This window comes from Ruegeria sp. HKCCD7221 (assembly GCF_013031225.1).
In the GTDB taxonomy this organism is placed as follows: Bacteria; Pseudomonadota; Alphaproteobacteria; order Rhodobacterales; family Rhodobacteraceae; genus Ruegeria.
Window position 1 is genome coordinate 222073 of sequence record NZ_WPZE01000005.1, and the last position, 22434, is coordinate 244506.

Genomic DNA, 22434 nt, shown 5'->3' on the forward strand with positions numbered 1-22434 from the left:
GAAACGTGTCAAAATGCGCAGCTTGTTGCGATTGATCCCAAGCCATTCGTGATTTAAGGGAGGCCCTGTCAAATCAGAGTCACCGTTGGGGCGGTAGGATAAACGCGCCCCACCCACGCCACGCGAACGTGGCAAACTCTTGGATCGCACGCCCCGAAAGGCTTAAAAAAGGTAAAAGAATATGGCAGATAAATCGAACTTCGACATATTGTATACCATTGTAGACGAAGCGCCCGAGCTGGCCAGCGCCTCGTTCCTGCCCATCATTCGCAAGTTCGCCTCGGCCGCGGGCGTCAGCGTTGGCACCAAGGATATTTCATTGGCTGGCCGCATCCTTGCGACCTTCCCGGAAAACCTGACCGACGAACAGCGTATTACCGATGATCTGGCCGCTCTGGGTGAATTGGTGAAGACGCCGGAAGCCAACGTGATCAAGCTGCCGAATATCTCAGCCTCGGTCCCGCAGTTGGTTGCGGCCGTCGAAGAACTGCAGGCGCAGGGTTATGATATTCCGAACTACCCCGAGGAACCCTCGACCGACGAAGAAAAAGCGATCCGCGCCCGTTATGATGCGATCAAAGGCTCGGCCGTGAACCCGGTTCTGCGCGAAGGCAACAGCGACCGCCGCGCCGCACGTGCTGTGAAGAACTATGCTCAGAAGAACCCGCATTCGATGGGTGAGTGGGCCTCGGACAGCAAAACAAAAGTCTCGTCCATGTCGGGCAATGACTTCTATGCCAACGAGAAGTCGGCCACCATCACCGCGGCTCAGGCCGGGGATGCCAAGATCGAATTCGTCGGCAAAGACGGCAGCGTTACCGTTCTCAAAGACGGATGGCCGCTGGCTGAGGGAACCGTGGCCGATGCGACGTTCATGTCGGTCAAGGCACTGTCTTCCTTCCTGGCGGATGCCATTGAAGACACCAAGAACGACGGCACCATGTTCTCTCTGCACATGAAAGCCACGATGATGAAGGTCAGCGACCCGATCATCTTTGGCTATGCCGTCAAGGCGTGGCTGGCCCCCGTGTTCGAGAAATTCGGCGCTGAACTGGACGCGCTGGGTGTGAACCCGAACTCTGGTCTGGGCGACCTGCTGGACCGCGTGAAGGGCAACGCCGAAATCATGGCTGCAATCGACGCCATCAAGGCGGACCGTCCGTCCATGTACATGGTCGACAGCGACAAGGGCATCACCAACCTGCACGTTCCGTCGGACGTGATCATCGACGCCTCGATGCCCGCCGTGATCCGCGCAGGCGGCAAGGGCTGGGATGAAGCCGGGGCCAAGGGCGACACAAACTGCGTGATCCCCGATCGCTGCTATGCGCCGGTCTATGACGAGACGATCAACTTCTTCAAAGCCAACGGTGCATTGAACCCAGCGACTGCCGGTGCGGTCGCAAACGTCGGTCTGATGGCGCAGAAGGCAGAAGAATATGGTTCGCACCCGACGACGTTCCAGGCACCTGCTGATGGCACCATTCGCATCGTGCTGGCCAATGGTGACGTGCTGCATTCGCACGATGTCGAAAAGGGTGACATCTGGCGCTCGTGCACCGTCAAGAAAGCGCCGATCGAGAACTGGATTCAACTGGCCATGGACCGTCAGCGCCTGACCGGGTCCGAGGCGATCTTCTGGCTGGACGAAAACCGCGCCCATGACGCCGAACTGATCAAATACGTCAAACCGGCGCTTGAAGCCGCAGGTGTAGCCGACAAGTTCCTGATCATGGCACCGCGCGAAGCCACCCGCCAGTCGCTAGAAACGATCACGGCGGGCAATGACTCGATTGCGATCACCGGCAACGTGCTGCGGGACTATCTGACTGACCTGTTCCCTATCCTTGAGCTGGGCACCTCGGCCAAGATGCTGTCCATCGTCAAGCTCATGAATGGTGGCGGTCTGTTTGAAACAGGTGCGGGCGGCTCGGCCCCGAAGCATGTGCAGCAACTGGTCGAGGAAAGCCACCTGCGCTGGGACTCGATGGGTGAATTCTGCGCATTGGGTGAATCGCTGAACTTCCTGGCCGACAGCAAAGGTAACGCCAAAGCAGGCGTTCTGGGCGCCGCAGCCGAAGCCGCAACGCAGGGTATTCTGGACAACAACCGTTCACCTAGCCGCAAGGTTGGTCAGCCGGACAACCGCGACAGCCACTATTGGTTTGCCCGCTATTGGGCCGAAGCCTTGGCGGCGCAATCTGATGATGCAGAGCTCGCGGCCGAGTTCGCGCCTTTGGCCAAAGCTCTGGCGGATGGAGAAGAGAAGATCCTGTCCGAACTGGCGTCTGCTCAGGGCAGGGCCGCGGATCTGGGCGGTTACTATCACACCGATCCCGCCAAAGCAGCCAAGGTCATGCGCCCAAGCGCGACACTGAACGCTTTGATCGACTGATATCTGAAATCCCTCATTCAAGTGCGTGAGGGGAAAACAACAAAAAAGGGACCGGCCTTGAAAGTCGGTCCCTTTTTTTGTGGCCGGGGCGGGCATAGCCTCTCCGGCAAGCGAATGGGTTTGTGAAACGGGGCTGACGACAAGCCAGCCCCGTTACAGTTTCTTAATTCGATGCTGCGTTCAGCTTTTCATTCTGTTCGCGCAGAGTATCCGAGATGATAGCATACCACTCGCCGCTTTCACGCATTTCGTTCAAGCCCTTGTTCATCATAGCGATGTATTCACGAGCAAAGGGATTGGTGCGATGCGCAAGGAAGCTCATCGACGACAGCGTGGACACGTAAGGGTTCTCGACAATATCTGCCGACGTCAGGCCCATGTCCTTCATGGTTGCTGCGAACAATTCAACTTCGAACGCGGCAACATCGGCAGTCCCGGTCAGGACCGCATCCAGACATTCACGTGCAGTGTTAGGCTGAACGACAGTGGTATTGGTCCGGTTCAGGCCGATTTCTTCAAGTACGACCATGCTCCATCCGGCCATACGGCAAACTGTGGCACCTTTCAGATCGCTGAAGGTCGTTGCGTTTGTGTATTCGTTTTCCGGCAGAGTGTAGAAACCGCCAACAACATCATACACCGGAACCGAGGCGACAAACTGTGTGCATCGCGCCTCAGTTTCAGCGGACCACTCATACGTGCGGTTGGTGCAGTCAGGGATGGTCCAGGCGATTGAAATGTCAAAAGCACCAAGCGGCAGGAGGGTGTCCAGATGCGAACCCCAGTCGTCGACAAAGCTCACCGAATAGTCTCGGCTGTTGCCAGCGCGTTGCAGGCTGGTTGTCGCCAGGCGTGTCATAATTCCACCCCCGCTCAGGCCTTCGCTGGTGAAGGGTTCCCAGCCATTGCCCGCGACCAGTTTGATCGGCGGTGCGTAAACATTCGAACGCTTGATGCTTGCCGCACGTTGTTCTTCGGCTGCGATAATTTCCTGCGCACTCTGACCGTTGGGCAGGCTGCCGTCTTCACAAGGCAGCGCCAGAACCAAACCCGGCTCAAGCGCGTTCGGATTCGTGATCGCGTTACGGTTCGCGTTAAAGATCGGCTGATAGTTCGACGTGCCGTAGGCGGCGATGGCGATTGTTGCCATCGTGTCGCCATCCTCGACGGTGTAATTTGTACAGGCTTCCTGCGCGGCGGCGGCCCCGGCGCTCAGGGCGGTGACGGCCGTTGCCGACAGCGCGACTTTCTTCAGGTTGAAACTAAACATGTCCACTTCCTCCAGACTAATGTGTTGTCAGGCCGATTGGGGCCTTAGCCATTTTCCATTTGATGACGCAGAGCGGTTGAGACGATGTCACGCCACTCTCCTGATTGCTGCATGATCGCCAGACCCTGGTTGAGCGTCTCAAGGATCGCTTCCCCATCCGGATTATCTTTGTGGGTCATAACGTTAAGCGACTTGATCGCCGCCAGGTTGGGGTTTTCGATAATGCGGTGTTCGTACCCCAGACGGCCAATCGCTTCGACGGCCAGATGAGCTTCGATCGCCACGATGTCGGTGGTGCCGTCCATCAAGGCGTGAAAGCAGTCGTCCGGGGATACCGGGCGCATCAGGGAAATCGCTGGCTCATAAAGACCGACTGAGTCCATGTGCGACAGTGACCAGCCTTCAGGGCGGCAAATCGTGGTTCCAGCGAAGTCGGCATAAGTCAGAGTTTGCTCATAACCCGACCCCTCACGTGCGAAGAATGTATCGACGACCTCGTAGAAAGGGTTCGAGAAATTGTAGGTTTCGCAGCGGTTGCGGTCTTTTTCCGACAAGGCAGCGGGTTCTTCGCAAACGGGGCGCGACCAAGGGAAGGTTGCGTCAAAGGCCAGTGTCGGCATCAGCAGGTCCAGATGCGAAGACCAGTCATTCACGAACTGAATTTTATAGGCCTGCTCGGGCGCTGCGCGCAGCATCGCCGTTTCGACCAGGTTTGTATAAAGGCCGCGATGAGGCAGGGCCTCGTCCGTGAAAGGGGCATAGTTGCCACCGGTGATCAGCAACAATTGACGGTCACGAATTTCCGGCTGCTCGGCAGCATCCGCGTTACGGATCAAAGCAGCTGCTTCGCTGCGCGCGGCTTCGATTTCCTTTTTCGCTTCGGCGCGGGCTGCAATGACGGCGTCATCGCTGGCCTTTTTCGCTTCGGCGATGGCTTTGGCTGCACGGTCTTCGGCGGCCTTGACCAATTCAGATGCCATTTCCGCAGCCATCGCCTCGGCCTCAGTCTGAGGTTTGGTTGGCGCACGGCCAATGTCTTCGAGACAAGGCAGGGTCAGGACATCGCCCACACGAATGATGTTCGGATTGTTTCCGATCACATCGCGGTTGGCGTCAAAAATTATGCGAAAGTCCTCGGTGGAATAGACCTCGATGGTCAGCTCGCGAAGACTGTCGCCGCGTTGAATTTCATAGGTGGAGCACGCCTCTTGCGCCGAGGCAGCACCAGCGGCGGCAGCAAGTGCCAGGCTGGATATGATAAGATTAGGTCTCATTTTTCCTGTCGCTTTGCCTTCATTCGTTTTTTGTGAGTTTCACGACGCCGATCGATACATTGTCCTGATCAGGGTCGTTCTTGGCCTTAACCGCCTGTAACAAGGCGTCGGCAATGTCCTGCGCCAGCGCATTAGAGTTGGCCTGAAGAACTGCCAGAATTTCCGCATCTGTGATGTATTGAAGACCGTCGCTGCCTGCGATCAGAACGTCAGTGCCTTCAAGGGCCACGGGGTCTTCAGGGCAGTCTACCTTTGGGATGGCCCGGCCCATGATCACCGATGTCAGTTGATTGCGGTCAGGATGGGTTCGGGCCTCATCCTCGGTCAGCGTGCCATCCGCGACCTGAGCATCAAGGAGTGGCGCCATGGAATGATCTTCGTTGATCTGGCTCAGGGTTCCATCCCGGTACAGGTAAAGAGGGCTGTCACCGATTGAGATCCAGAATACCCGCCGACCCAGGATCAAAATGCCCAGAAGTGTCGAACCCATCTGGAGACCCTGGCCTTGTTCCTCGCAGTGATTGGAGACCGCGGCGTTGGCGAGCATTGCCGCAAGCGGCAAAGCGTCTATCAGATTGGATTCTGACGGGGATTTTGTTTCAAGTTCGGGGTCCAGTGCTTCGCGCCAGGCATTGATTACGAACTCTGCCGCTACTTCCCCGGCGTCGTGCCCGCCCATACCGTCTGCAACGACAACATAGGCAGCATCCGACGCGTCGAACATACGCGATGCGACAGCGTCTTCCTGATTCTCGCGCTGACCCTGATCCAGGATCAGCGCAACGTCATGTGCCGGGTTCGCCAGCATAAATCAGGCATCCCGCCAATCAAAGCCGTCGTCGCAGAAGGCGGTAAAACGGACCGTGGTTTCGCTGATGCGAATAAGATCTCCGCTGTTCAGGGCGACGGTGCTGAGAACCGGTTTACCGTTCAGGCGGACAAGGTTGGCCTTGCCGCCATGTCCCAGATAGCATTTGCGATCTTCCGGGTCGTAGGCGATCACAGCGTGATTGCTGCGAGAGATGCCGGTGTCACCAAAATCAAGCTGGATGGCCTGATCATCGTTTCGACCGATCTGCATCAGACCTTCGGACAACGTGACGCTTGTTCCGCGGCCCGGACCGCTTGTCACCACAAGCCATCCAACGGGAAATGTCTGCTCAGCAGCTTCGGTTTTGGCAACCGGTTCTGCGGTTTCAATCAGGTCCTGAACATGCGTATCGGCACGTTCGAACCCAAGGAAAGTTGTCTTGACGCGGCCGCGACGATCCGAGGCAGGCTCGGGCGCAGGCGTTGGAGCGACGGTTTTGATTTCGTCCACCTTAGGTTCTTCAATTGCTGCCTCGGGCTCTTCCACAACGACTTCGACAACCGTGTCTTCCGGAGTTGCATCGACGACGACGATTTCTTCCGCGACCACGGTTTCCTCGGTCGCGACATGAAGTGTCACAACCTGCTCTGGTTCGGGTTCTTCCGATACCATCTCGTTTTCAGGCGTTTCCTGAATCTCGGCGATGACCTCGGTCATCACGATTTCATCCATGTCCTCGGCCGTATCGTCGGCGGCGTCGGCGTCTGCCTCTTCCGTAAACTCTGGCATCTCGTCTTCGGGCAGCAACTCGTCACTGTCTTCGTAGGTTTCAGACGACGACATGTTGCCCCCGGCCAGCGCCTCGCGCAGAGCGTTGAAATCTGCAATCGGCTCGGGCTTTTCCGCCTCGGGGGCGGTGGCTTCCTCGGTTTCTGCTTCTTTAGGTTTGCCGGCACCTTCGAGAAGCCGGCTGAGAGGGCTTTTGTATTTGAACATGGTGACGACACCTTTTGTTACTGGGCACAGGCTTTCTGACCTGTGGGGCTGCTACTCACCTCTGCGCAGGATCGCGCAGCGGTACTGATGATTGAAAACTCTTGTCACTCATACTTTCCGCGGCGGGCCGGTCCCCGTCGGGGTAGCGCTGACTTTTGCGCGACCCTCAGCAAACACACACTGGCGGACTACAATTGAACCGGTCTGATCACTCCTGCACCAATTGCATGACAACTTCTGCCTCGGCGCCGTTTCTTAACACCGTCAAACGGGCCTGAGATTTGTCTTCAGAAACAAGGCTGCTCAGGATGGTATCCAAGCTTTCCGGTCCATCGATTGCAGTTCCGGTTTGCGCCTCAGAGACCAAAACGTCGCCTTCCCGCAAACCGCCTGCCGCATCGGCCGGAACGGTTTCGGTGACTGTCGTCCACGAAGCGCCGTCCGAATTGCGGATTTCGAACCCGTATCCGTTTTCAAGGCCAACCATGCGAATTGCAGGCAAAGCCAGTAGTCCGTTCTGGGCGCGTGTCTTCCCTAGCGCCCGATAACGTGCGGTGATACGGATAAAACCGTCAGGATCGACGTTCAGGTCGTTCAGAACTTGCGCAGCAAAGGTGGCGTCAGCCTGAACAGGTTTGCCGTTCAAAGTGTAAATGGCCGCGCCACGCCGAACCCATTCACCGATTATCGACATGTCGCGGGTTGCATCTACGCCCGTGACTGCGATCACGTTGCCCGTTGAAGCCCGGCGCTTGGAGGTCTGAAACGGAATTTCAACGTCCCAGTGGGAAAACGCAACCTGAGTTTCCGCAGGTGTGCCGGTTTCCACCGGGGCGGGGGCTTCTTCGGTTGGGGTTCCGGCTGCCGGGGCGTCTGCCTCTTGTGTGGCAGCCGGTTGAACCAGGGTCTGCTCAATAGGTTCTGGCTCGGGTTCTACCTGCTTGGGTGCCTGTTCTGTCGCGACCTCAGGTGCGGCCTGAGTGTCTTCTGACAACACTTCAACTATGGGCTCGGGATTTTCTATGCTGGGGGCCAGCGATACTTCTGCGTCTTGGGTTGCGTCTTGTGCGGGTGCATTGTCCGTGCCGGACATCAGGAAAAACCCACCGGCTGCCAACGCTGCCGCGACGACCGCGACGCCAGCAATCAGTTTGCCGCTGCCGCCCGATCCGCTTTTGACGACAGTGTCCACTGCCACCGGCGGTTCTTCTTTTGGCGTGAACTGGGCTAGTTCATCTTCTTTCTTGTCTTCATTGCCCAGAACAATGTCCGAGTTTCCGGCCAACAATGCCGTTACAACGGCCTCAGCATTTTCGCTTTCGGCCTTGATGCGGGCTTTCTCGGCGGCTTCATCCTTTCGGTCCATTGCGACGATCACCGAAACGGGCCGGTAATCGAACGAGTCAAACATCACGCCCGGACCACGGAACATACGCAGCCAATCCAGCGCGCTTTGCATACGATCCGTTGCGTGGACTTCCATCGCCTTGTCGATCGCTTCCAGGAACCCTTCCGGATACCCATTAAATCGACCGCTCAAAGGCTCGTACGGGTCTTCCTGGCTGTTGTTGAAGGCGTTCAGACGCGTTTGGCCGTCAATCGGGCGTTCACCGCTGATTGCGTGATACAGCGTCGCTGCCAGAACATACAGATCACTGCTGGGCCCTTGCTCGGCCCCGCGGACGTAGAATTCGTGTGGCGAATAGCCATCCTTGATCACACGCAGCGTCAGAAGGGCGGCGGATTGGTTGGCGGCCTGTTCCCGTGCCGCGCCAAAGTCGATCAACTCGGGCTCACCATTCTCGTCGATCAGAATGTTGTCGGGTGAGATATCCCGGTGCAACATGCCGCTTTGGTGAATGAAGGACACCGCAGAAAGCATTTTCTCGGTCACCTGAACGATAAAATCAGGGCCTGCGTCGTTGTCTGGGTTTTCGACATAATCCAGAAGATCGGATCCCTGGATGAAATCCATGGCGATGTAGGCGGTATTGTTGTCCTCGAACACCTGATGAACGTCGACGATGTTGGGGTGGACAAGGCGCGCGTGATTTCGGGCTTCCTGAATGAACAGATCAATGATCGAGCGTAGATCGCTTTCAAATCCAGGTTCGACAGGCTCTACAAGATCGCCGTTTCGGCGGCACAACGCCCCCGGATAGCATTCCTTGATGACGACTTCCCGCTCAAGGCTGTTGCGTGCCAGATAGGTGATACCGAAGCCGCCATTGCTGAGAAAGCGCAGGATCTCATACTGCCCACGCAAAAGCTTGGCGCCCGGTTGAAGTCCCTCAATTTTCGGTTCGTCGTGCGTCGCATCGACAGCCTGGTTGTGGCTCATTTCTTCCCGCCCGTTCTAATCATTTTGCGGTTCATTTAACGGGGCAAACAGCCCAACAACTCACAACCAAACACAACCGCAGGACACTTGAGACTGTTAGACGTTTCAAATTTGACTTTATTGGGGCCGCCTCATGGCTTCACTGAGAACGGGAATCGCGGAAAAGCTAAATATAGTAGGATACTTTTGCAAAAAACCTAAATATTGATATCTGGTGCGCAATAAATGCGGACTGAATCGCGAATTTGCAATGATTGGTGGCTGATTCCGAAACAATAGCGCCCCGATTCTGTGGTCTTCGAATCGCTGCCTTACTGCTCAATTATAGCGCGAAACAGTCAGGTGCCGGTCTTGGACTGTACTGAGTCTGCGCGGCTACCGGCCCACGCAAGGTTGTCGCTGAGCTGAGCCAGAATGCTGATCGCATCCCTGAGCGGGGCGTCACCGGACTCAAACTGGAGCAACAGCAACAGGTCAGTGGCCTTTTCAAACTCACCCGGAATCCAATCGGCCTCAGAGTTGATTTCCCCACCTTGCTCAAGACGCTCGGCAAAGTCTTCGACAATTTCCTGACAACTATGCAGGAAGGCAGATGGTTCGATGTCCGAGCTTTCCCTCAGATCTTCGTAGATGCTTGCAATCGCGGCTAGCCAGTCCTCGAGGATCGGGTTTTCCAACGCCGGCATTGCGGCTTCCAGCGTCATTTGAATTGGCGAAATTTCGGGTAGGCTCGGTTCTGCCTCGGGCGGTTCAAACGAGTCTAGATAGGGCATCAGATCCTGCTCAAGATCACTGCGCGCGGCTTCGATGTCCGACAGGCGCCGGTTCGAGGCAATTTCCAGTATATGCTCCGCCAGGTTTTGGCCCCCGCAGGTCTCCCACAGGGCAAAATCAGGTTCAGGTTCCTGCGACATGGCACGAACAGCAACAGGAGTTCCAATCGGAACCACAGACCGGAACATGTCGCCCTTTTCCTTGTTCAGGCGCGCCAGTATCCGATCCATTGAGTCTTTGACGGGTGGAAGATCGGCATGAGTAACTGCCAAGAGGCTATTGGCCCGTAGTTCCTGCGGGACCTGTGACCAAAGATGACGCTCGGTTTCCCGCCACGCGCTGGTGCCGTTGGTGCACCAGATTGCACAGTCGACGAATTTCAACAGATCAAGCGTTGGTTTGTAGGACTCGTCCAATGCGCCTGCGCCGGGAAGGTCAAACAGAGAAATCTCTTGCAGGGCGGGGGTGTTCAAGCCGACGGAAATAAAATCAGGATTGTCTGCCGCTGCCTTTTCCAACGCGATGCCCGAGTAAACTTTGGGCTCTTTGCCCCACCACCCGACGGTAGTTTCTGGTGCCTCGGCATAGGCCACGATCACCAGCGGCAGTTTCAGATGCTGCGGCCCGGTCGGCAAAATATCCGCCCCGGCCAGCATATTGGCCAGGCTGGACTTACCAGCCCCGAATTCGCCCGCAAAACCGATATTCACCGCGTTTGAAAGCCGCTCGGCGTGGGCCAGCGCCCGTTCGCGCAGGTCGTTCAGCACCGGGTCCAGCGGCAGTTTTTCAGTGACGGTCAGAAAGTGCTCGAGTTTGCGCACTTCCTGCTCGGTTCGGGGAAATTCGATCATTCCGCAGCCTCGGGTAGTATCTTGTTAGAGGAGTCGGGGCCAAAGACGGCTTCCAGTTCATCCGCAACACGCTGGGCGCTGTCAAACGCGTGCTGAGCCTCGGTTCTGGCGTTCGTCTCACCAGTACCAGAGCGGTGTTCAAGGTGACCCGCCAACAACGCCAGATAGTGATCCAGCACGGTATTCAGCCGTTCCATCAGGTCTGCGCGCGCGGTGTCCACCAGATCGTCGCCAATCATCTCGAATTCCTGAACGATCATCTGTTCAGCCCGCGAAACGACACTTTTTCTGGAAATCAGACGCGATAACCAAGTGACGCGTAATTCCACCGTGATGCCCCGTGTTAGGGCCGTGGTGTCCGGACGGAACCACCTGACCGCGCTGGTATTCATTCGATTGTCCGTCGTGTCCTGCCAGCCAGGAAGCGAGCGCAGGGCCGCATTGCTTTGCATGTCGACAGCGTACAATTCGCTAAGCATTCTTTGCCGCACAACCTGAGTTGCCCCTTGCACCAGTTCGCGCATGCGATCGCGCAGCGGTCCAAAGTTTAGTTCCGTTTCACCGCCCTTGGCCAGCAACGGAGACGCCCCACCGGGCCCTCTGACAACGCCCGAGACAGCCTCGGCCACCGTGTCGTCCATGACGCCACGCAGATTTGCCAGCACTTCGTCCATATCATTGACGATTCCAGCGGTCTTATTGCTGACCAATTCCCGAAGGTTTGCCAAAGTCTTATCGTTTTCAGACCCTGTGTTCGGGCTGTCTGCGGTTTCATCGTCAATGGCACGCAGATGTGCCTTGGACCGCTCAACTTCACCTTGGGCAAAGCTGTTGAGGTGCTGCCATGCCATGCGAAGATGTTCGTTCCGGGGCCCGTCATTCAGGGCACTGGTCACATGCCGACGCAAGTCAGGAAGGCCAGAAGCAATCATCGCCGCAAAGCGCAGCACGCCCTCGCGACTGATTGGACCGGGGCCTTGTTTGATCTCTTCCACACCGTCCAGATATTGTTTCATCTGTTCGGGATGGGCCCGCAACCAGGCTAGGACATCGTCGTGGTTAATACCGGTTTCATCGCCGGTCAGTGCATAGTGCGCCCATTGCGCGCTGCCCATCAGAACATCAATGTCAGAGTTGCCCAGTGCTTTGTCCAACCCGTCCATCACATCGGAACGTACTTTGGTGGCGTCATCTGCGCCCCCACCAAGTTCATCGACGCGGTTGATGAAGACAACAATCTGACCCAATTCAAGCGCCTGCATCAGGCGGAACAGTTTCAGGTCTGCTCGTGACAGTGCCTGATGCGCTGACAGAACCACAACAAAGAAATCGGATTCCCTAAGATACTGACGCGAAATTTCTTCGCGGATCAGAAGGGGATCGTTAACGCCCGGCGTGTCCGTGACCGTCACCGGAAACGGGAAATGACCGATGTCGAAAAACACCTCGGCCTTGCGCGTGATGTCACTGTACAGCCCACGATCCGAACCGGGATCATACACGCCATCCTCGGACGGATCATCGCCCGCGCAGACATAACGCGCCAAGTCTTCGGATGTGAGTTTTTCCAGATCGTGATGCTGGCCCAGCAGATGTTTGTAGCTTTCACCCAAGCGCAGCTTGGCGCGGGTTTTCATCGCGTCGACCTGCTCTTCGATCATCTCGCGCTTATAGCTGTCCTCATCATCGGGGAACATGTTGCGCAGCTCTTCGCCTTCCGCGATAAGGGCCTGCCACTGGCGATTGTCAAAGAAATGGAATTCTGCTCCGTCGGTTCGCCCGGACGGGTGACCGAAATGCATGTCGGTGATTACAGTCGTCCACGGGTTTACGTCCGAGGGCAAATACCCGGCCTGCGCGGTAAATCCATTGATCAGCCGGGATTTACCCGCCTTGATTTGCCCGACAAACGCGATAGACGGCTTCAGGTTCGAAAGATCGCTGACGATCCGCGAGATGAACTGCTGGGTCTCTTCATTGCTGACCTCGTTCATCTCTTCGGCGATGCGTATCAACTCACGTCGTTGAATTTCACTCATAACACTTACCCTGGCTAATCCTAATCAAGGATTGAATTCGTTGAAAATTTGAATGTTAGGGGCCGGTTCAAGCGTCGGCCTCGGTGAGAGTTTTCCAAAGACTGACAACTGCGCCCAATTTTCGCGCCTCGTGCACGGCTGCCGAGATCTGGCTGCCATCATGCAGGACCGCCAGTGCGGTTCCCTTCCCGCCCGAGGGTCTCAGGACGATCAGTTGGGGAAGTTCCAGTTCCGCCGACGTATCCTTGTCCCAACCGGCTAGATCAGCAGCGAATTGTTTAAGCAGGTCACTGTCGGCATACATGGGCTGTTCGGGGGTACAGGTTCCGTCCGCTTGTATGGCTTCACCATCAGACTTGTTTATCTGAACACGTCCCTGCGCGAAACGCTCGGTACCGGCATAGAATTGGCTGGCCAACCCGTCCGAGGTGTCGGTTAAATCGTCTTCTTCATGATCCGGCACGATCGAGACGACGGGCTCCGCAGGAAGCTCGATCGAATGGCATGCGTCCGAGATTTCGCGGAAGGTGATCCCGACATCATCAGCCTCCAGCGCGATATCGGGTTGCAGAGAGATCAGCACCATTGGCCCCGGTGCGGCGGCGATATCGGATACAAGTTGGGCAAGCTTTTCCGCAAGATTTTCGCGTGCTTCCGTTTCAAAGTCAGGAACAAGGCCCGAACGCACACGAAACACGTCCGTGACCCGAGAGCTGTTGACTTCGATAGCAAGGCAATCGCCATTTGCGGCGGTGAATTCCAAGCGGCGGGGCAGAACCGTGCCACGAATTGTGCGCAGGACCTGCTCACGACGGGCGGTCGCAGTCTCTGCCGTAAGCGTTACGGCAGGATTCAGGCGCGCGACCGAAGTGCGTCCAATATCTGCGAGCAGATCGAGTATCGCTGTATCCATAGTATCGAGACCTCTTTATCCGCGCTTAAACTGCAGCCGCAACCGGCCCAAGGCTGAGATGCGATTTGGTCAGCGCCAACCCAACATTGGCGCTGTTGCGGCAGGTGTAACAGACCACGTGGTCCGGGTAGGCTTGGGTCCGCAGGAAGATATTCAGACGATCTTTTGAAAACACGGCGATCTCGCCAAATCCCGACTGCCCGGCTTCCTCGGTTCCGTTTGCGCGCAACAGCTCTTCAAAGCCGCGCACACCGCGGCCCTGAAACAGGTTGGCCACCGCTATGGCCAAGCTGTCCAGCGCGGTTGCGTCTTCTGGGCTGGCGAAACTTGTTCCCAGCAACATCCCGGTCTCCATATCGACATACCCGGCTGCAATACAGTCGGGTATGGTATGAATTGCGGTATTTAAAGCTGCTTCGATAGACATCTTGTGCCCTGTTTTTCTGCCCTATTTTTTCTACAACACATGCCACTCTGCACCGTTATTGTCATTTGGCTTCGGGATGGAGGACACCGAATCTTTGGACTTGCGGGCGTTGTGTTCTGCCGCAATCTGGTCGAACTCCTGCAGGAAGGACCGGAACATTGATTTCAGGCCTTCCGCATCGTCTGGCAGGTCTTCATCTTCCGTAACCTCGCGCCACATGGCAGCAGCACTTAGGGGTGATCCCGCCGGGACACTTAGTAGATCTTCCAGCCTTTCGTTCTGAGCGGGTGCATCAGTTGCACTACCACTGGTCAGCGGAACAACCTGCATGTCTATCAAGCCGTTGCTTTCAGGCTCTGGCTCGAATTCATCTTCCCCGTCGGTCGTCTGCTCTGCCATGAGGGCTGTAATGGACGACACCGAGGCATCTGTACTCAGTTCGCCGCTTGCGTCCTCAGTGTCTTCCGCCTGCTCGGGGGTATCCGCCAATCTGTCTTCCAGAGACACCATGAACCCGTCGGGTTCAATCGCACTTTCTTCCGGTTGATCCATTTCAGGCTCTGAAGTCAGCTCAAGGCTGTCCTCTTCGAAAGACTCGGAAGGGATTTCAGACAGGTTCAGATTCTGGCTTGGCGTTTCCTTGAAAAAGGCGCGCAAGTCATCCTCTTGCTCTTGCGTTTCAGCGATGGGGGCCACCTCGGACGAGGTTACCATTTCAGCCCGCAGGCGATCCGCTTCATCCGAGTTAATTCTGGACGCTCGGGCGGTCTCTTCTGTTCTGGTTTCTACACGGGCCGGGCGCACAGGGAAGTTGGTGACGACTTCGTTGTCAGCTTCGCTGTCGGCGATAACCGGATCGACCAGTTTCAACGGCCTTGATTGTTCGGCATTTTCTGCTGCCTTTCTTGGCCGCAGCGGTTGCACAGGCTCCGCGATCGCGAGGCTGCTGTCGACCTGGTAACGCGCCAGCAATTCGGCGCGGTTGTCCATGATCTGTTCGGTGATCTCCAGGAAGCTGTCGACCATTTTCCCGCCGCCGCTGCGCGCCCAAAGATCGGCGTCACCGCTTTTGTCGCGTGCGGTAATGGCGTCGCGTGCTGAAAACAGGATTGAGCGGTTGAACAGGTGACCTGCTTCACGATTGACCCGACGCAGAACTTTCTGGCGGTCCTTCGAAGCCAGCACATCGGCCCGCGTTACCAATAGCAACGAGTTGTTTTGCAGCCGCTCGGGCAGGGAAACCCAAGTCGCACGTTCGGTTTCGCGCCAGGCTTGCGTCGCATGGGTGCACCAAAGAACCCCATTTGCTTGCCCGACGGCGCGGCGCCAGACGTCGTCCGAAATCTTCGGGTCGGAAATTCCGGGCGTGTCGATCAGGTCAACAGCTTCCAGAATATCGGATTCAAGGAAAATACGGATGAACTGGACGTCGTTGACGCCAACCGTTTCCAACTGATCCAGTCCGATAGCCTGACGGGTGCCGTCATGACGTTGCACATAGGCCGACTGCTTACCCCAGCTAAACCAAACCGGGGGCAACTGCGTCGCCGTCACCTGCGTCGGCAAAGCGTGCGAGCGCAGCAGAAAGTTCATCAAGGTCGATTTACCGGCGCTGAACTCTCCCATAAGCGCAAAAATGGGTTTGCGCCGTGACCAGTGCTCGATACGATTCCAGGCCTTGGTAGAAACGAAGCGGGTTTGTGAATCTTTTGCCATGGTGATACTCATGCTGCCTCGTTGCTTAGATCTTTGAGAATGTCGCCCAGAATGTCGTCGCGGGATTTTTGCGGCACCATTCCAGCCATCATCGCTGCGTTCCGGTTGGGGTCATTCTCGGCGGCTGCCGAAATGCTCAGCAATGTCTCTTTTTGCTCGCGCATAAAGTCAGACAGGCTGGCACGGACGTTTTCCAAAACCGCTGCAATCTGGTTTTCTTCGATATCCTTGGTTATCGAGTTCGCTTCGGATGCAATCAGACGGGTGTAATCTGCGGCATATGCCTCGAACCCTTTTCGGCGTTGCCACCACCGTCGCCACCATGTGCTTTGAAGGTCCAGAGCAATGGTGCGCCCGATACCCAATGGCGGTGGCACCCGGGGCACGATCGGGGCTTCGATCGTGAATTCGCCCAAATGGTTGCCCAACAACTTTTGATACAGCGCCTCAATGTCTGAAGCCGCTGATGCATACAGCGCCCCGGCGTCCTTGCGCATGGAGCGCGCAAAGCTGAAATACGCCGCTTTTTGCAGGGTTCTCAAACCAGCAGGATCGTATTGCCACGTCCCTTCCTCACCGTTTTGTTCAAGATGTGCAATCAGCGAGTCCGTCGCGCGTTTGACAAAATTTGTCTCGGCAGATTTCAGCCTTTCCAAAACCTTATCGCGCAGGGACGAGGTCAGATCAGCCGCTTTCTTTTCGTATTGTTCAGTGACCTTTTCGATGGCCTCTTCGGTCGAAACGCCATCCAGATCGCGGACAACGCCTTCGCCGCCTGACAGTGTTTTGGCAACCGCAGTTGCGCGGATCTGGCTTGCGATATTGCGTGCCTTGTGGCGCACCCGTTCCAGCAGCCGGTGCCCCGCGCCTTCGGCTATGCGTTCATTCATGGCCAGCAACAGATCCGGCAACCCGGACAGCGCCCAAATCTTGTCCAAAGACGGGGCCTGATCCCCAAACCCGGCCGCCAGATAGAAGGTGTTCAACGCCTGACGGGAATCTTCGTTCAAAATGTCAGGATTGCCCGTAAGCGCGGCTTCGGCCCAAAGCGCGCTGCCGAACACGACGCTAGTGTTTGCGTCGATATTGTTTTGTTTCAACGTGTCCTGGATCCGGTCGCGAATTTCAGGTACCTGATTAACCGGATCGGCCAGTTCGTCGATCCGGTTTACGAACAGAATGATCTGACGGTTCTCGAACTGCGCAATGATCCGCATCAGCGCCATGTCCATGGTCGTCAGGGCCTGACTTGCGGCCAAAACAACGACGCACACCTCGGATCCGCGCAGGCTGCGCAGGGTTATCTGCTCGCGCACCATGAAGGTATCGTTGACACCCGGCGTGTCGCAGAGTTTCAGAGATATCGGGTATTGCGGGATATCCATGTACAGTTCCGCAGATTTTGTAACATCTGCAAACCGCCCTGTTTTGGGGTTGATGTCAGGATCATCCTGATCGCCCAGGCACACGTAACGCTGGATCAGTTCTTCGTCGAAATAGTCATACTGATGGCTCTGGCCAAGGATCAGGTCGAAGTGTTTGCCAAGGCGTTCTTCGGACTTCTCCTTCATCTCTCCGATTTGGCGGCGAATGTCGTCCATTTCGTCGTCTGCGCCGGCCCGGTTGGCCAATTCGCCAAGACGCCCGCCGCCCACCATCAGGTTATCCCATTCTTCCTGCTCAAAGAATGTGAACTTAGATTTGGTGTCGCCTTCGGTACGTGTGTTGATGTTCAGCGTCGTGACAACCGACGTCCATGGGTTCACGTCAGACGGCAAAAGGGCAGGGCGCCCGGCCAGAATGTTTACGATCGAGGACTTGCCGGCCTTGACTTGCCCAACCAGTGTCACGCTGGCGGTGAAGCTTTCCATACGAGTCTTGAGCGTGGCAAGACGGGCGGATGAGCGCGCGTCCGCCACCTCTGTCAGTTGGTCGATCTGCGTGGTCAGGGCTGCCATCGCCGATGTCATGGGCGTTAGCGCCTCGTTTCCGACGGACAGAAGATGGTCATTGCGCGCCATGATTAGCCTCCGGTTCCTGTTGCCGCCATGTGATGCTGCACCTGATCGGTTTGGGTGCTGGTCAGCAGATCAATGCGGGCAATCAAATTCAGTGCGTTGCCCAAAATTGCGGCCTCGGCGCTGGGGGAAATCTTGTCGAAAGCGGTCTCATCGGCCAGAACTTCGATTGAGCTGAACTGCTCGCTGTTCTCCAGACAAGCTACGCTGCGTCCGGTCGGAAACCCGGCGGATTTGGTTTCAGGCAGCGGCATACGCGAGTTAGCGAGCAAATAGTGGCCACCCGAATGCGTGCGGAGCGCGACACCAAAACCCGTGTCGGGGTGGTCGCGGCTCAGGGTCTTGAGTTCACCGAGAAAGCTCTCGCGTGCAAGACCAACAGCGTCTTGCTCGGCAGCAGCGGAAGTCATCATATTGGTCACGGTTAAGCCCTTGTTTTTGAGTTGAGCAGATAGAACTCGTACAGCGCCCGAAGGCAAAAAGACTCAGTAAGTCCACATGCACATCAATGACCCCCAAGGCGGAATTTGTTTGACGCGAATAAGATTTTTTGGCGTTTGAATTGTGGCGCAATTGTGATGCGGTGGCTGTGCCGCGCTTTCACTTAGAAAGGCATTACATGATTTCACGCTGGTTTTATTGACTGCTTTCGCACCTAAAGACGGCTCTTGGTACATCAATTTGTGCAAAGCCAAGAACGGGTGCCGCCAGGTCACAAAGAATATTGAGAACGGGTGCACTTTCCCCCTCGCACTTGGTTTCAAGCTTTGCTATTGACCCGGTCATCGTGCGGGTGTGGCGAAATTGGTAGACGCACCAGATTTAGGTTCTGGCGCCGCAAGGCGTGGGGGTTCAAGTCCCTCCACCCGCACCATTTTTTCAAACACAAATATCGGAGTTCTAATGCGGCGCTTTTCGCCTGTCAGCTTCGATGGATTTCTTCACAATATCTACTGAAAAATAGGGCTGTAGAGAGTGCTCGAAAGACACGCTAACGACCGAATGCCAGTCAGTTAGTCTCTTTTTGGGACTTCCTCTTTGAGATCGACTTTCTCTAAATTAGTGAGGAAGTACCAAACAAAAAAAGAGGACATCGAGTTGGTTAAAGTCGCTAAAATTTCAATCATTGCATTGATGGCTGCACTTCCTGGCATGAGTTTCGCACAAGAGGTTACAGGTGTCGCGACCTTGGGATACGGCACTGGAGACATTTCTGACGGAGGCGGAGACTTTGGAAGTTTCACTGCAGACGCTATTGCAACCGTAAACTTCGAAAATGGCCTGTTTTGGGGCCTTGGTGCAAAATACATCTATCTAGACCCAGATGACGTCCCGGGTGACGAAACCATCTATAATCTGGACACCAACCTGAATTATCAGTTCTCGAACGGAGCCGTCATTGGCGGCTACATTGAATATGCTGATGACGAGATTGACACTGGGCTGGGGTTTGATCTTTCCGGGAATTCTACATCTTACGGCGTTTCCGGCGGATATGTTTCGGGCGGCGCAGGCTTTGAGGCTTGGGTAGGTCAAACTGATACTTCCCCCAGCCTTCCGGGGGGTGATGATTTCCTCGATTACGGCGCGCTATTCCGTTATCAGCTAAGTGAAGAAGGCGTATTCGGTGGGCATATCGCTCGTAGCGATGCCTCTGTCGGAAGCGTAGACTTGGACCTGTACAGTTTAGGACTTGGCGGTCGTTTCGAGTTCGCACCTGGCTGGGGCGCATTTGGCGGCATCTCACGTCAGTCCCTCACAGACTTTGACGTCGACGCAACCACCTTTGGCCTTGGCGTCGATTACAACTTGGTAAACGTAACCGGCTTCCCACTTCAGCTGTCCTTGGAATTGTCCCGCACAAACCTGGATGCTGGTGGTGCCGACGCTGACATTGACACAGTACGCTTCGGTCTCACTGTGCCATTCGGGGGGAGAATCTCTGCGACACCTTTGAACAGCGTTGCGCGCGCGGCGATGGCACCGCGTTACAACACATTTAATACGCTGGTTGATACAGCATTCTAAAGAATTGCCTGTAGCTAATTGAAGGGGTGGATAGTCCAAATTTCCGCCTCTTTTTCTTTGCGAGCAATAATTGTGGAAGCGCTAAAGCCGCGTCAAAGTACGCGGGCAAGAAAGGCCTTGGTTCTGGGCTCGCTGGGGTTGGAAAAAAGCGTTTCTGGCGGGCCTTGTTCCAGGATTCGGCCCGCATCAAGGAAACACACCTTGTCGGCTAGTTCACGTGCAAAGCCCATCTCGTGCGTAGCAAGAACCATTGTCATCCCCTGTTTTCGCAGGTCGCGAAGCACGTCTAGAACTTCGCCGACCAGTTCAGGGTCCAGCGCACTTGTAATCTCGTCAAACAGCATGATCTGCGGCTCCATCGCAAGCGCCCGGATGATTGCCACACGCTGCTGTTGTCCCCCTGATAGCTGATCCGGATAGTGATCCATCCGTTCACCCAGACCGAAACGGGTAAAAAGTTGCGTGACCCGGGGGCGCAGGTCTTCTCTGCTCAGCCCACGTACGCGACGCGGGGCAAGCATCACGTTCTCCGCCGCTGTCATATGCGGGAACAGGTTATAGCTTTGAAAGACTATGCCGATCTTCTGGCGTACAGGCTGAGGGTCCAGGCCCGGCTCGGAAATATCTGTCCCGTCCAGCCAGATCGAACCATCGTCAATCGGTTCCAACAGATTCATACAGCGCAGAAGCGTAGACTTGCCTGAGCCAGACGCGCCGATCAGGCACACCATCTCACCTTCAGCGATATCAAGATCAATGCCTTTGCAGACTTCGTGGTCGTCGAATCGCTTTCGTACCCCGCGCAAGGATAACTTCGCCGTCATGTGCGCGCCTTGTTTTGTTTGTTCATCAGGTAATCCGCGTATCGCGTCGCAGGTATGGTCAGTGCCAGAAAGATCAGCGCAGCGCCGACATAGGGCGTGAAATTGGCGTAGAGCGATTTATAGACACCCGCCTGACGGAAAATCTCGACCGGGCCGATAAAAGACAACAGCGCAACGTCTTTCTGCAGGGCGATGAAGAGGTTCATATTGGCGGGAACCACATTTCGAATGGCCTGAGGCAGCACAACATAGCGCATGGTGTCCCGATCGCTGAGGCCCAGTGAAGCCGCTGCCGCGCGCTGTGAATGGTGGATCGAGTCGATTCCCGAACGGATTACCTCGGCCACGTAAGCGGAGTAGACCAGAACCAGTGCCAAGGTGCCCCAGATATACGGGCTGTTCCATGGCCTTGGCAGGCCCAGACCGGGTATGCCAAAGCCGATAATGTAGATGACAAGTACGACAGGCAGGCCGCGGAAGATGTCGGTATATGCGATCCCGAATAGTCGCAGTGGAAACAACGCGGGCGCGCGGGTGTCCCGACACAGCGCGATGGCAAGGCCAGTGATCGCGATCAGCGGCGCGGACCACGCAAAGATCATCACGTTCACAAGAAAGGCTTCTAGTAAGCCGGGAAAGGTTGCTGTGAACACCCTGCCGTTGAAAAAGGCGCGTTGAACCGCATCCCAACCGGGGGCGAGCGGAACTAGAACGACGAGCGCTAGGATAACGCTGACCGTCGAAATCAAGGCGATCCGATTGGACCGCCGCCGTATCCCGGCCTCATAGATTTCGCGACGCGTTGGCGTTGTGGTCGAACGCTCGGCTACGCCTTTTTGCAACGATGTTTCGTCCATTTATTTGATGACCGGCACACCCGTCGCCTCGGACAACCATTGCGCTTCTATGGCCGCAAGCTCACCGCTTTCGGTCAGTTCCGTGATGGCTGCGTCGACACACTCCCTCAGCGCGCTGCCGTCTTCCATCAAAAGGCCGAACTGGTCGGGGCTTTCCGATTGATCCGGAGGGAACTGTCCCAGCAAGGCGCCACCTTCCACCACAACGGCCGACAGATACAGCGCGGTCGGCAAGTCATAGAGTGCGGCATCAATCTGGCCCGCCATGATAGCGGCGTTCACATCGGCGTTGTCGTTGTAAAGCAGCGGCTCATCCGTGGGCTGGATAACTTCGTTCAGCATGGGAATCGCTGTGGTGGTGGCCACCGCACCCCATTTTAGCCTCTTGAGGCTGTCCAACGTTGCTTGGGCACCTGAATCGACAACATTCTGGGTGGTCAGAACCGCCATGGCAGATGTGTAGTAAGGCAAGCTGAAATCGACCATTTCCTCGCGTTCAGGCGTGATCGAGTATTGCTGCATGTTGAAGTCAAAGTTCTTGGCTCCGGGCTGGATCGCCTCGTCAAAACTTGAGCGGACCCACGTTACGTTGTCTTTCCCGAAACCCATTTTTTCGGCGATGGCGTAGGCGACAGCGGCTTCAAACCCTTCGCCGCTTTCTGGCGCGTCGTTCATAACCCAAGGATAATAGGCCGGGTTTCCGGTCGCGATTGTCAGCGTGCCTTCTGTCAGTGTTTTCCCTGCCGCGCAGGTCCCGTCGCCCGCAGCAAACGCTGCGGTTGCAGAGACAATTGCGGTCAAAGCCGTGCAAGCAATCAGTTTCATCTAAACGACTCCCTATTTTTTGATTGCGCACAGGTTCTTACGGGCAGGCGGATTTGTCTAGGGCAACAGTCGTAT

Annotated in this window: 17 protein-coding genes and 1 tRNA gene; 3 read left to right on the top strand and 15 right to left on the bottom strand. The window is 56.1% G+C overall.

All coding sequences use genetic code 11. From position 1 onward, the window contains the following. The first annotated feature begins 181 nt into the window (after positions 1-181). Positions 182-2395, top strand: coding sequence for an NADP-dependent isocitrate dehydrogenase (locus tag GOX73_RS14295; protein ID WP_171123282.1), 2214 nt, complete (start codon positions 182-184; stop codon positions 2393-2395). A gap of 163 nt (positions 2396-2558) precedes the next feature. Here GOX73_RS14295 and GOX73_RS14300 read toward each other — a convergent pair whose 3' ends face one another. From GOX73_RS14300 to GOX73_RS14355, 12 genes are all read right to left on the bottom strand, one after another. After that, a complete protein-coding gene (locus GOX73_RS14300) occupies positions 2559-3665 on the bottom strand; it encodes a transporter substrate-binding domain-containing protein (RefSeq protein WP_171123279.1) in 1107 nt (368 codons plus the stop codon). A 44-nt stretch (positions 3666-3709) separates the two neighbouring features. Next, positions 3710-4939 carry a transporter substrate-binding domain-containing protein gene (locus GOX73_RS14305; RefSeq protein WP_171134982.1) on the bottom strand — a complete coding sequence of 410 codons (1230 nt, stop codon included), beginning with the start codon at positions 4937-4939 and terminating at the stop codon, positions 3710-3712. A 19-nt stretch (positions 4940-4958) separates the two neighbouring features. After that, positions 4959-5747, bottom strand: a complete 789-nt coding sequence (locus GOX73_RS14310) for a PP2C family serine/threonine-protein phosphatase (protein WP_171123275.1) — start codon at positions 5745-5747, stop codon at positions 4959-4961. A 3-nt stretch (positions 5748-5750) separates the two neighbouring features. Further along, positions 5751-6746 (bottom strand): FHA domain-containing protein, encoded by a 996-nt coding sequence (locus tag GOX73_RS14315; protein ID WP_171123273.1) that lies wholly within the window; start codon positions 6744-6746, stop codon positions 5751-5753. Positions 6747-6954: 208 nt separating this feature from the next. Continuing rightward, positions 6955-9087: a protein kinase gene (locus GOX73_RS14320; protein WP_171123271.1), complete on the bottom strand. Its 2133-nt coding sequence runs from the start codon at positions 9085-9087 to the stop codon at positions 6955-6957. Positions 9088-9425: 338 nt separating this feature from the next. Further along, a complete protein-coding gene (locus GOX73_RS14325) occupies positions 9426-10712 on the bottom strand; it encodes a dynamin family protein (protein ID WP_171134983.1) in 1287 nt (428 codons plus the stop codon). Continuing rightward, positions 10709-12751, bottom strand: a complete 2043-nt coding sequence (locus GOX73_RS14330) for a dynamin family protein (RefSeq protein ID WP_171123267.1) — start codon at positions 12749-12751, stop codon at positions 10709-10711. The genes GOX73_RS14325 and GOX73_RS14330 overlap by 4 nt, the downstream gene beginning before the upstream one ends. A gap of 67 nt (positions 12752-12818) precedes the next feature. After that, positions 12819-13664, bottom strand: coding sequence for a hypothetical protein (locus GOX73_RS14335; RefSeq protein WP_171123265.1), 846 nt, complete (start codon positions 13662-13664; stop codon positions 12819-12821). A 25-nt stretch (positions 13665-13689) separates the two neighbouring features. After that, positions 13690-14091 (bottom strand): hypothetical protein, encoded by a 402-nt coding sequence (locus tag GOX73_RS14340; protein WP_171123262.1) that lies wholly within the window; start codon positions 14089-14091, stop codon positions 13690-13692. Positions 14092-14121: 30 nt separating this feature from the next. Then, entirely contained in the window at positions 14122-15807 is a 1686-nt protein-coding gene (locus tag GOX73_RS14345) for a dynamin family protein (protein WP_171123260.1), read from the bottom strand. A gap of 8 nt (positions 15808-15815) precedes the next feature. Next, positions 15816-17828: a dynamin family protein gene (locus tag GOX73_RS14350; protein ID WP_171123258.1), complete on the bottom strand. Its 2013-nt coding sequence runs from the start codon at positions 17826-17828 to the stop codon at positions 15816-15818. A 2-nt stretch (positions 17829-17830) separates the two neighbouring features. After that, entirely contained in the window at positions 17831-18238 is a 408-nt protein-coding gene (locus tag GOX73_RS14355) for a hypothetical protein (RefSeq protein ID WP_174825678.1), read from the bottom strand. A 376-nt stretch (positions 18239-18614) separates the two neighbouring features. Between GOX73_RS14355 and GOX73_RS14360 the strand changes: the two genes are divergently transcribed. Both GOX73_RS14360 and GOX73_RS14365 read left to right on the top strand, forming a co-directional pair. Beyond that, positions 18615-18699: transfer RNA gene (locus GOX73_RS14360), tRNA-Leu, on the top strand. Between the two features lie 164 nt (positions 18700-18863). Further along, entirely contained in the window at positions 18864-19853 is a 990-nt protein-coding gene (locus GOX73_RS14365; protein WP_171123254.1) for a hypothetical protein, read from the top strand. A 92-nt stretch (positions 19854-19945) separates the two neighbouring features. Here GOX73_RS14365 and GOX73_RS14370 read toward each other — a convergent pair whose 3' ends face one another. From GOX73_RS14370 to GOX73_RS14380, 3 genes are read right to left on the bottom strand one after another with little or no spacing between them, the layout of a single operon-like run. After that, positions 19946-20677, bottom strand: a complete 732-nt coding sequence (locus GOX73_RS14370; protein WP_171123251.1) for an amino acid ABC transporter ATP-binding protein — start codon at positions 20675-20677, stop codon at positions 19946-19948. Next, on the bottom strand, positions 20674-21534 hold the full coding sequence (locus tag GOX73_RS14375) for an amino acid ABC transporter permease (RefSeq protein ID WP_171123250.1): 861 nt from the start codon (positions 21532-21534) through the stop codon (positions 20674-20676). Before GOX73_RS14375 ends, GOX73_RS14370 begins: the two co-directional genes overlap by 4 nt. After that, positions 21535-22359, bottom strand: coding sequence for an ABC transporter substrate-binding protein (locus GOX73_RS14380; protein WP_171123248.1), 825 nt, complete (start codon positions 22357-22359; stop codon positions 21535-21537). Between the last annotated feature and the right edge of the window lie 75 nt (positions 22360-22434).

Bases quoted from the DNA above. Each gene is read 5' to 3' on its own strand.
- GOX73_RS14295 (WP_171123282.1), top strand. From the start codon at position 182: ATGGCAGATAAATCGAACTTCGACATATTGTATACCATTGTAGACGAA.
- GOX73_RS14300 (WP_171123279.1), bottom strand. From the start codon at position 3,665: ATGTTTAGTTTCAACCTGAAGAAAGTCGCGCTGTCGGCAACGGCCGTC.
- GOX73_RS14305 (WP_171134982.1), bottom strand. From the start codon at position 4,939: ATGAGACCTAATCTTATCATATCCAGCCTGGCACTTGCTGCCGCCGCT.
- GOX73_RS14310 (WP_171123275.1), bottom strand. From the start codon at position 5,747: ATGCTGGCGAACCCGGCACATGACGTTGCGCTGATCCTGGATCAGGGT.
- GOX73_RS14315 (WP_171123273.1), bottom strand. From the start codon at position 6,746: ATGTTCAAATACAAAAGCCCTCTCAGCCGGCTTCTCGAAGGTGCCGGC.
- GOX73_RS14320 (WP_171123271.1), bottom strand. From the start codon at position 9,087: ATGAGCCACAACCAGGCTGTCGATGCGACGCACGACGAACCGAAAATT.
- GOX73_RS14325 (WP_171134983.1), bottom strand. From the start codon at position 10,712: ATGATCGAATTTCCCCGAACCGAGCAGGAAGTGCGCAAACTCGAGCAC.
- GOX73_RS14330 (WP_171123267.1), bottom strand. From the start codon at position 12,751: ATGAGTGAAATTCAACGACGTGAGTTGATACGCATCGCCGAAGAGATG.
- GOX73_RS14335 (WP_171123265.1), bottom strand. From the start codon at position 13,664: ATGGATACAGCGATACTCGATCTGCTCGCAGATATTGGACGCACTTCG.
- GOX73_RS14340 (WP_171123262.1), bottom strand. From the start codon at position 14,091: ATGTCTATCGAAGCAGCTTTAAATACCGCAATTCATACCATACCCGAC.
- GOX73_RS14345 (WP_171123260.1), bottom strand. From the start codon at position 15,807: ATGGCAAAAGATTCACAAACCCGCTTCGTTTCTACCAAGGCCTGGAAT.
- GOX73_RS14350 (WP_171123258.1), bottom strand. From the start codon at position 17,828: ATGGCGCGCAATGACCATCTTCTGTCCGTCGGAAACGAGGCGCTAACG.
- GOX73_RS14355 (WP_174825678.1), bottom strand. From the start codon at position 18,238: ATGATGACTTCCGCTGCTGCCGAGCAAGACGCTGTTGGTCTTGCACGC.
- GOX73_RS14370 (WP_171123251.1), bottom strand. From the start codon at position 20,677: ATGACGGCGAAGTTATCCTTGCGCGGGGTACGAAAGCGATTCGACGAC.
- GOX73_RS14375 (WP_171123250.1), bottom strand. From the start codon at position 21,534: ATGGACGAAACATCGTTGCAAAAAGGCGTAGCCGAGCGTTCGACCACA.
- GOX73_RS14380 (WP_171123248.1), bottom strand. From the start codon at position 22,359: ATGAAACTGATTGCTTGCACGGCTTTGACCGCAATTGTCTCTGCAACC.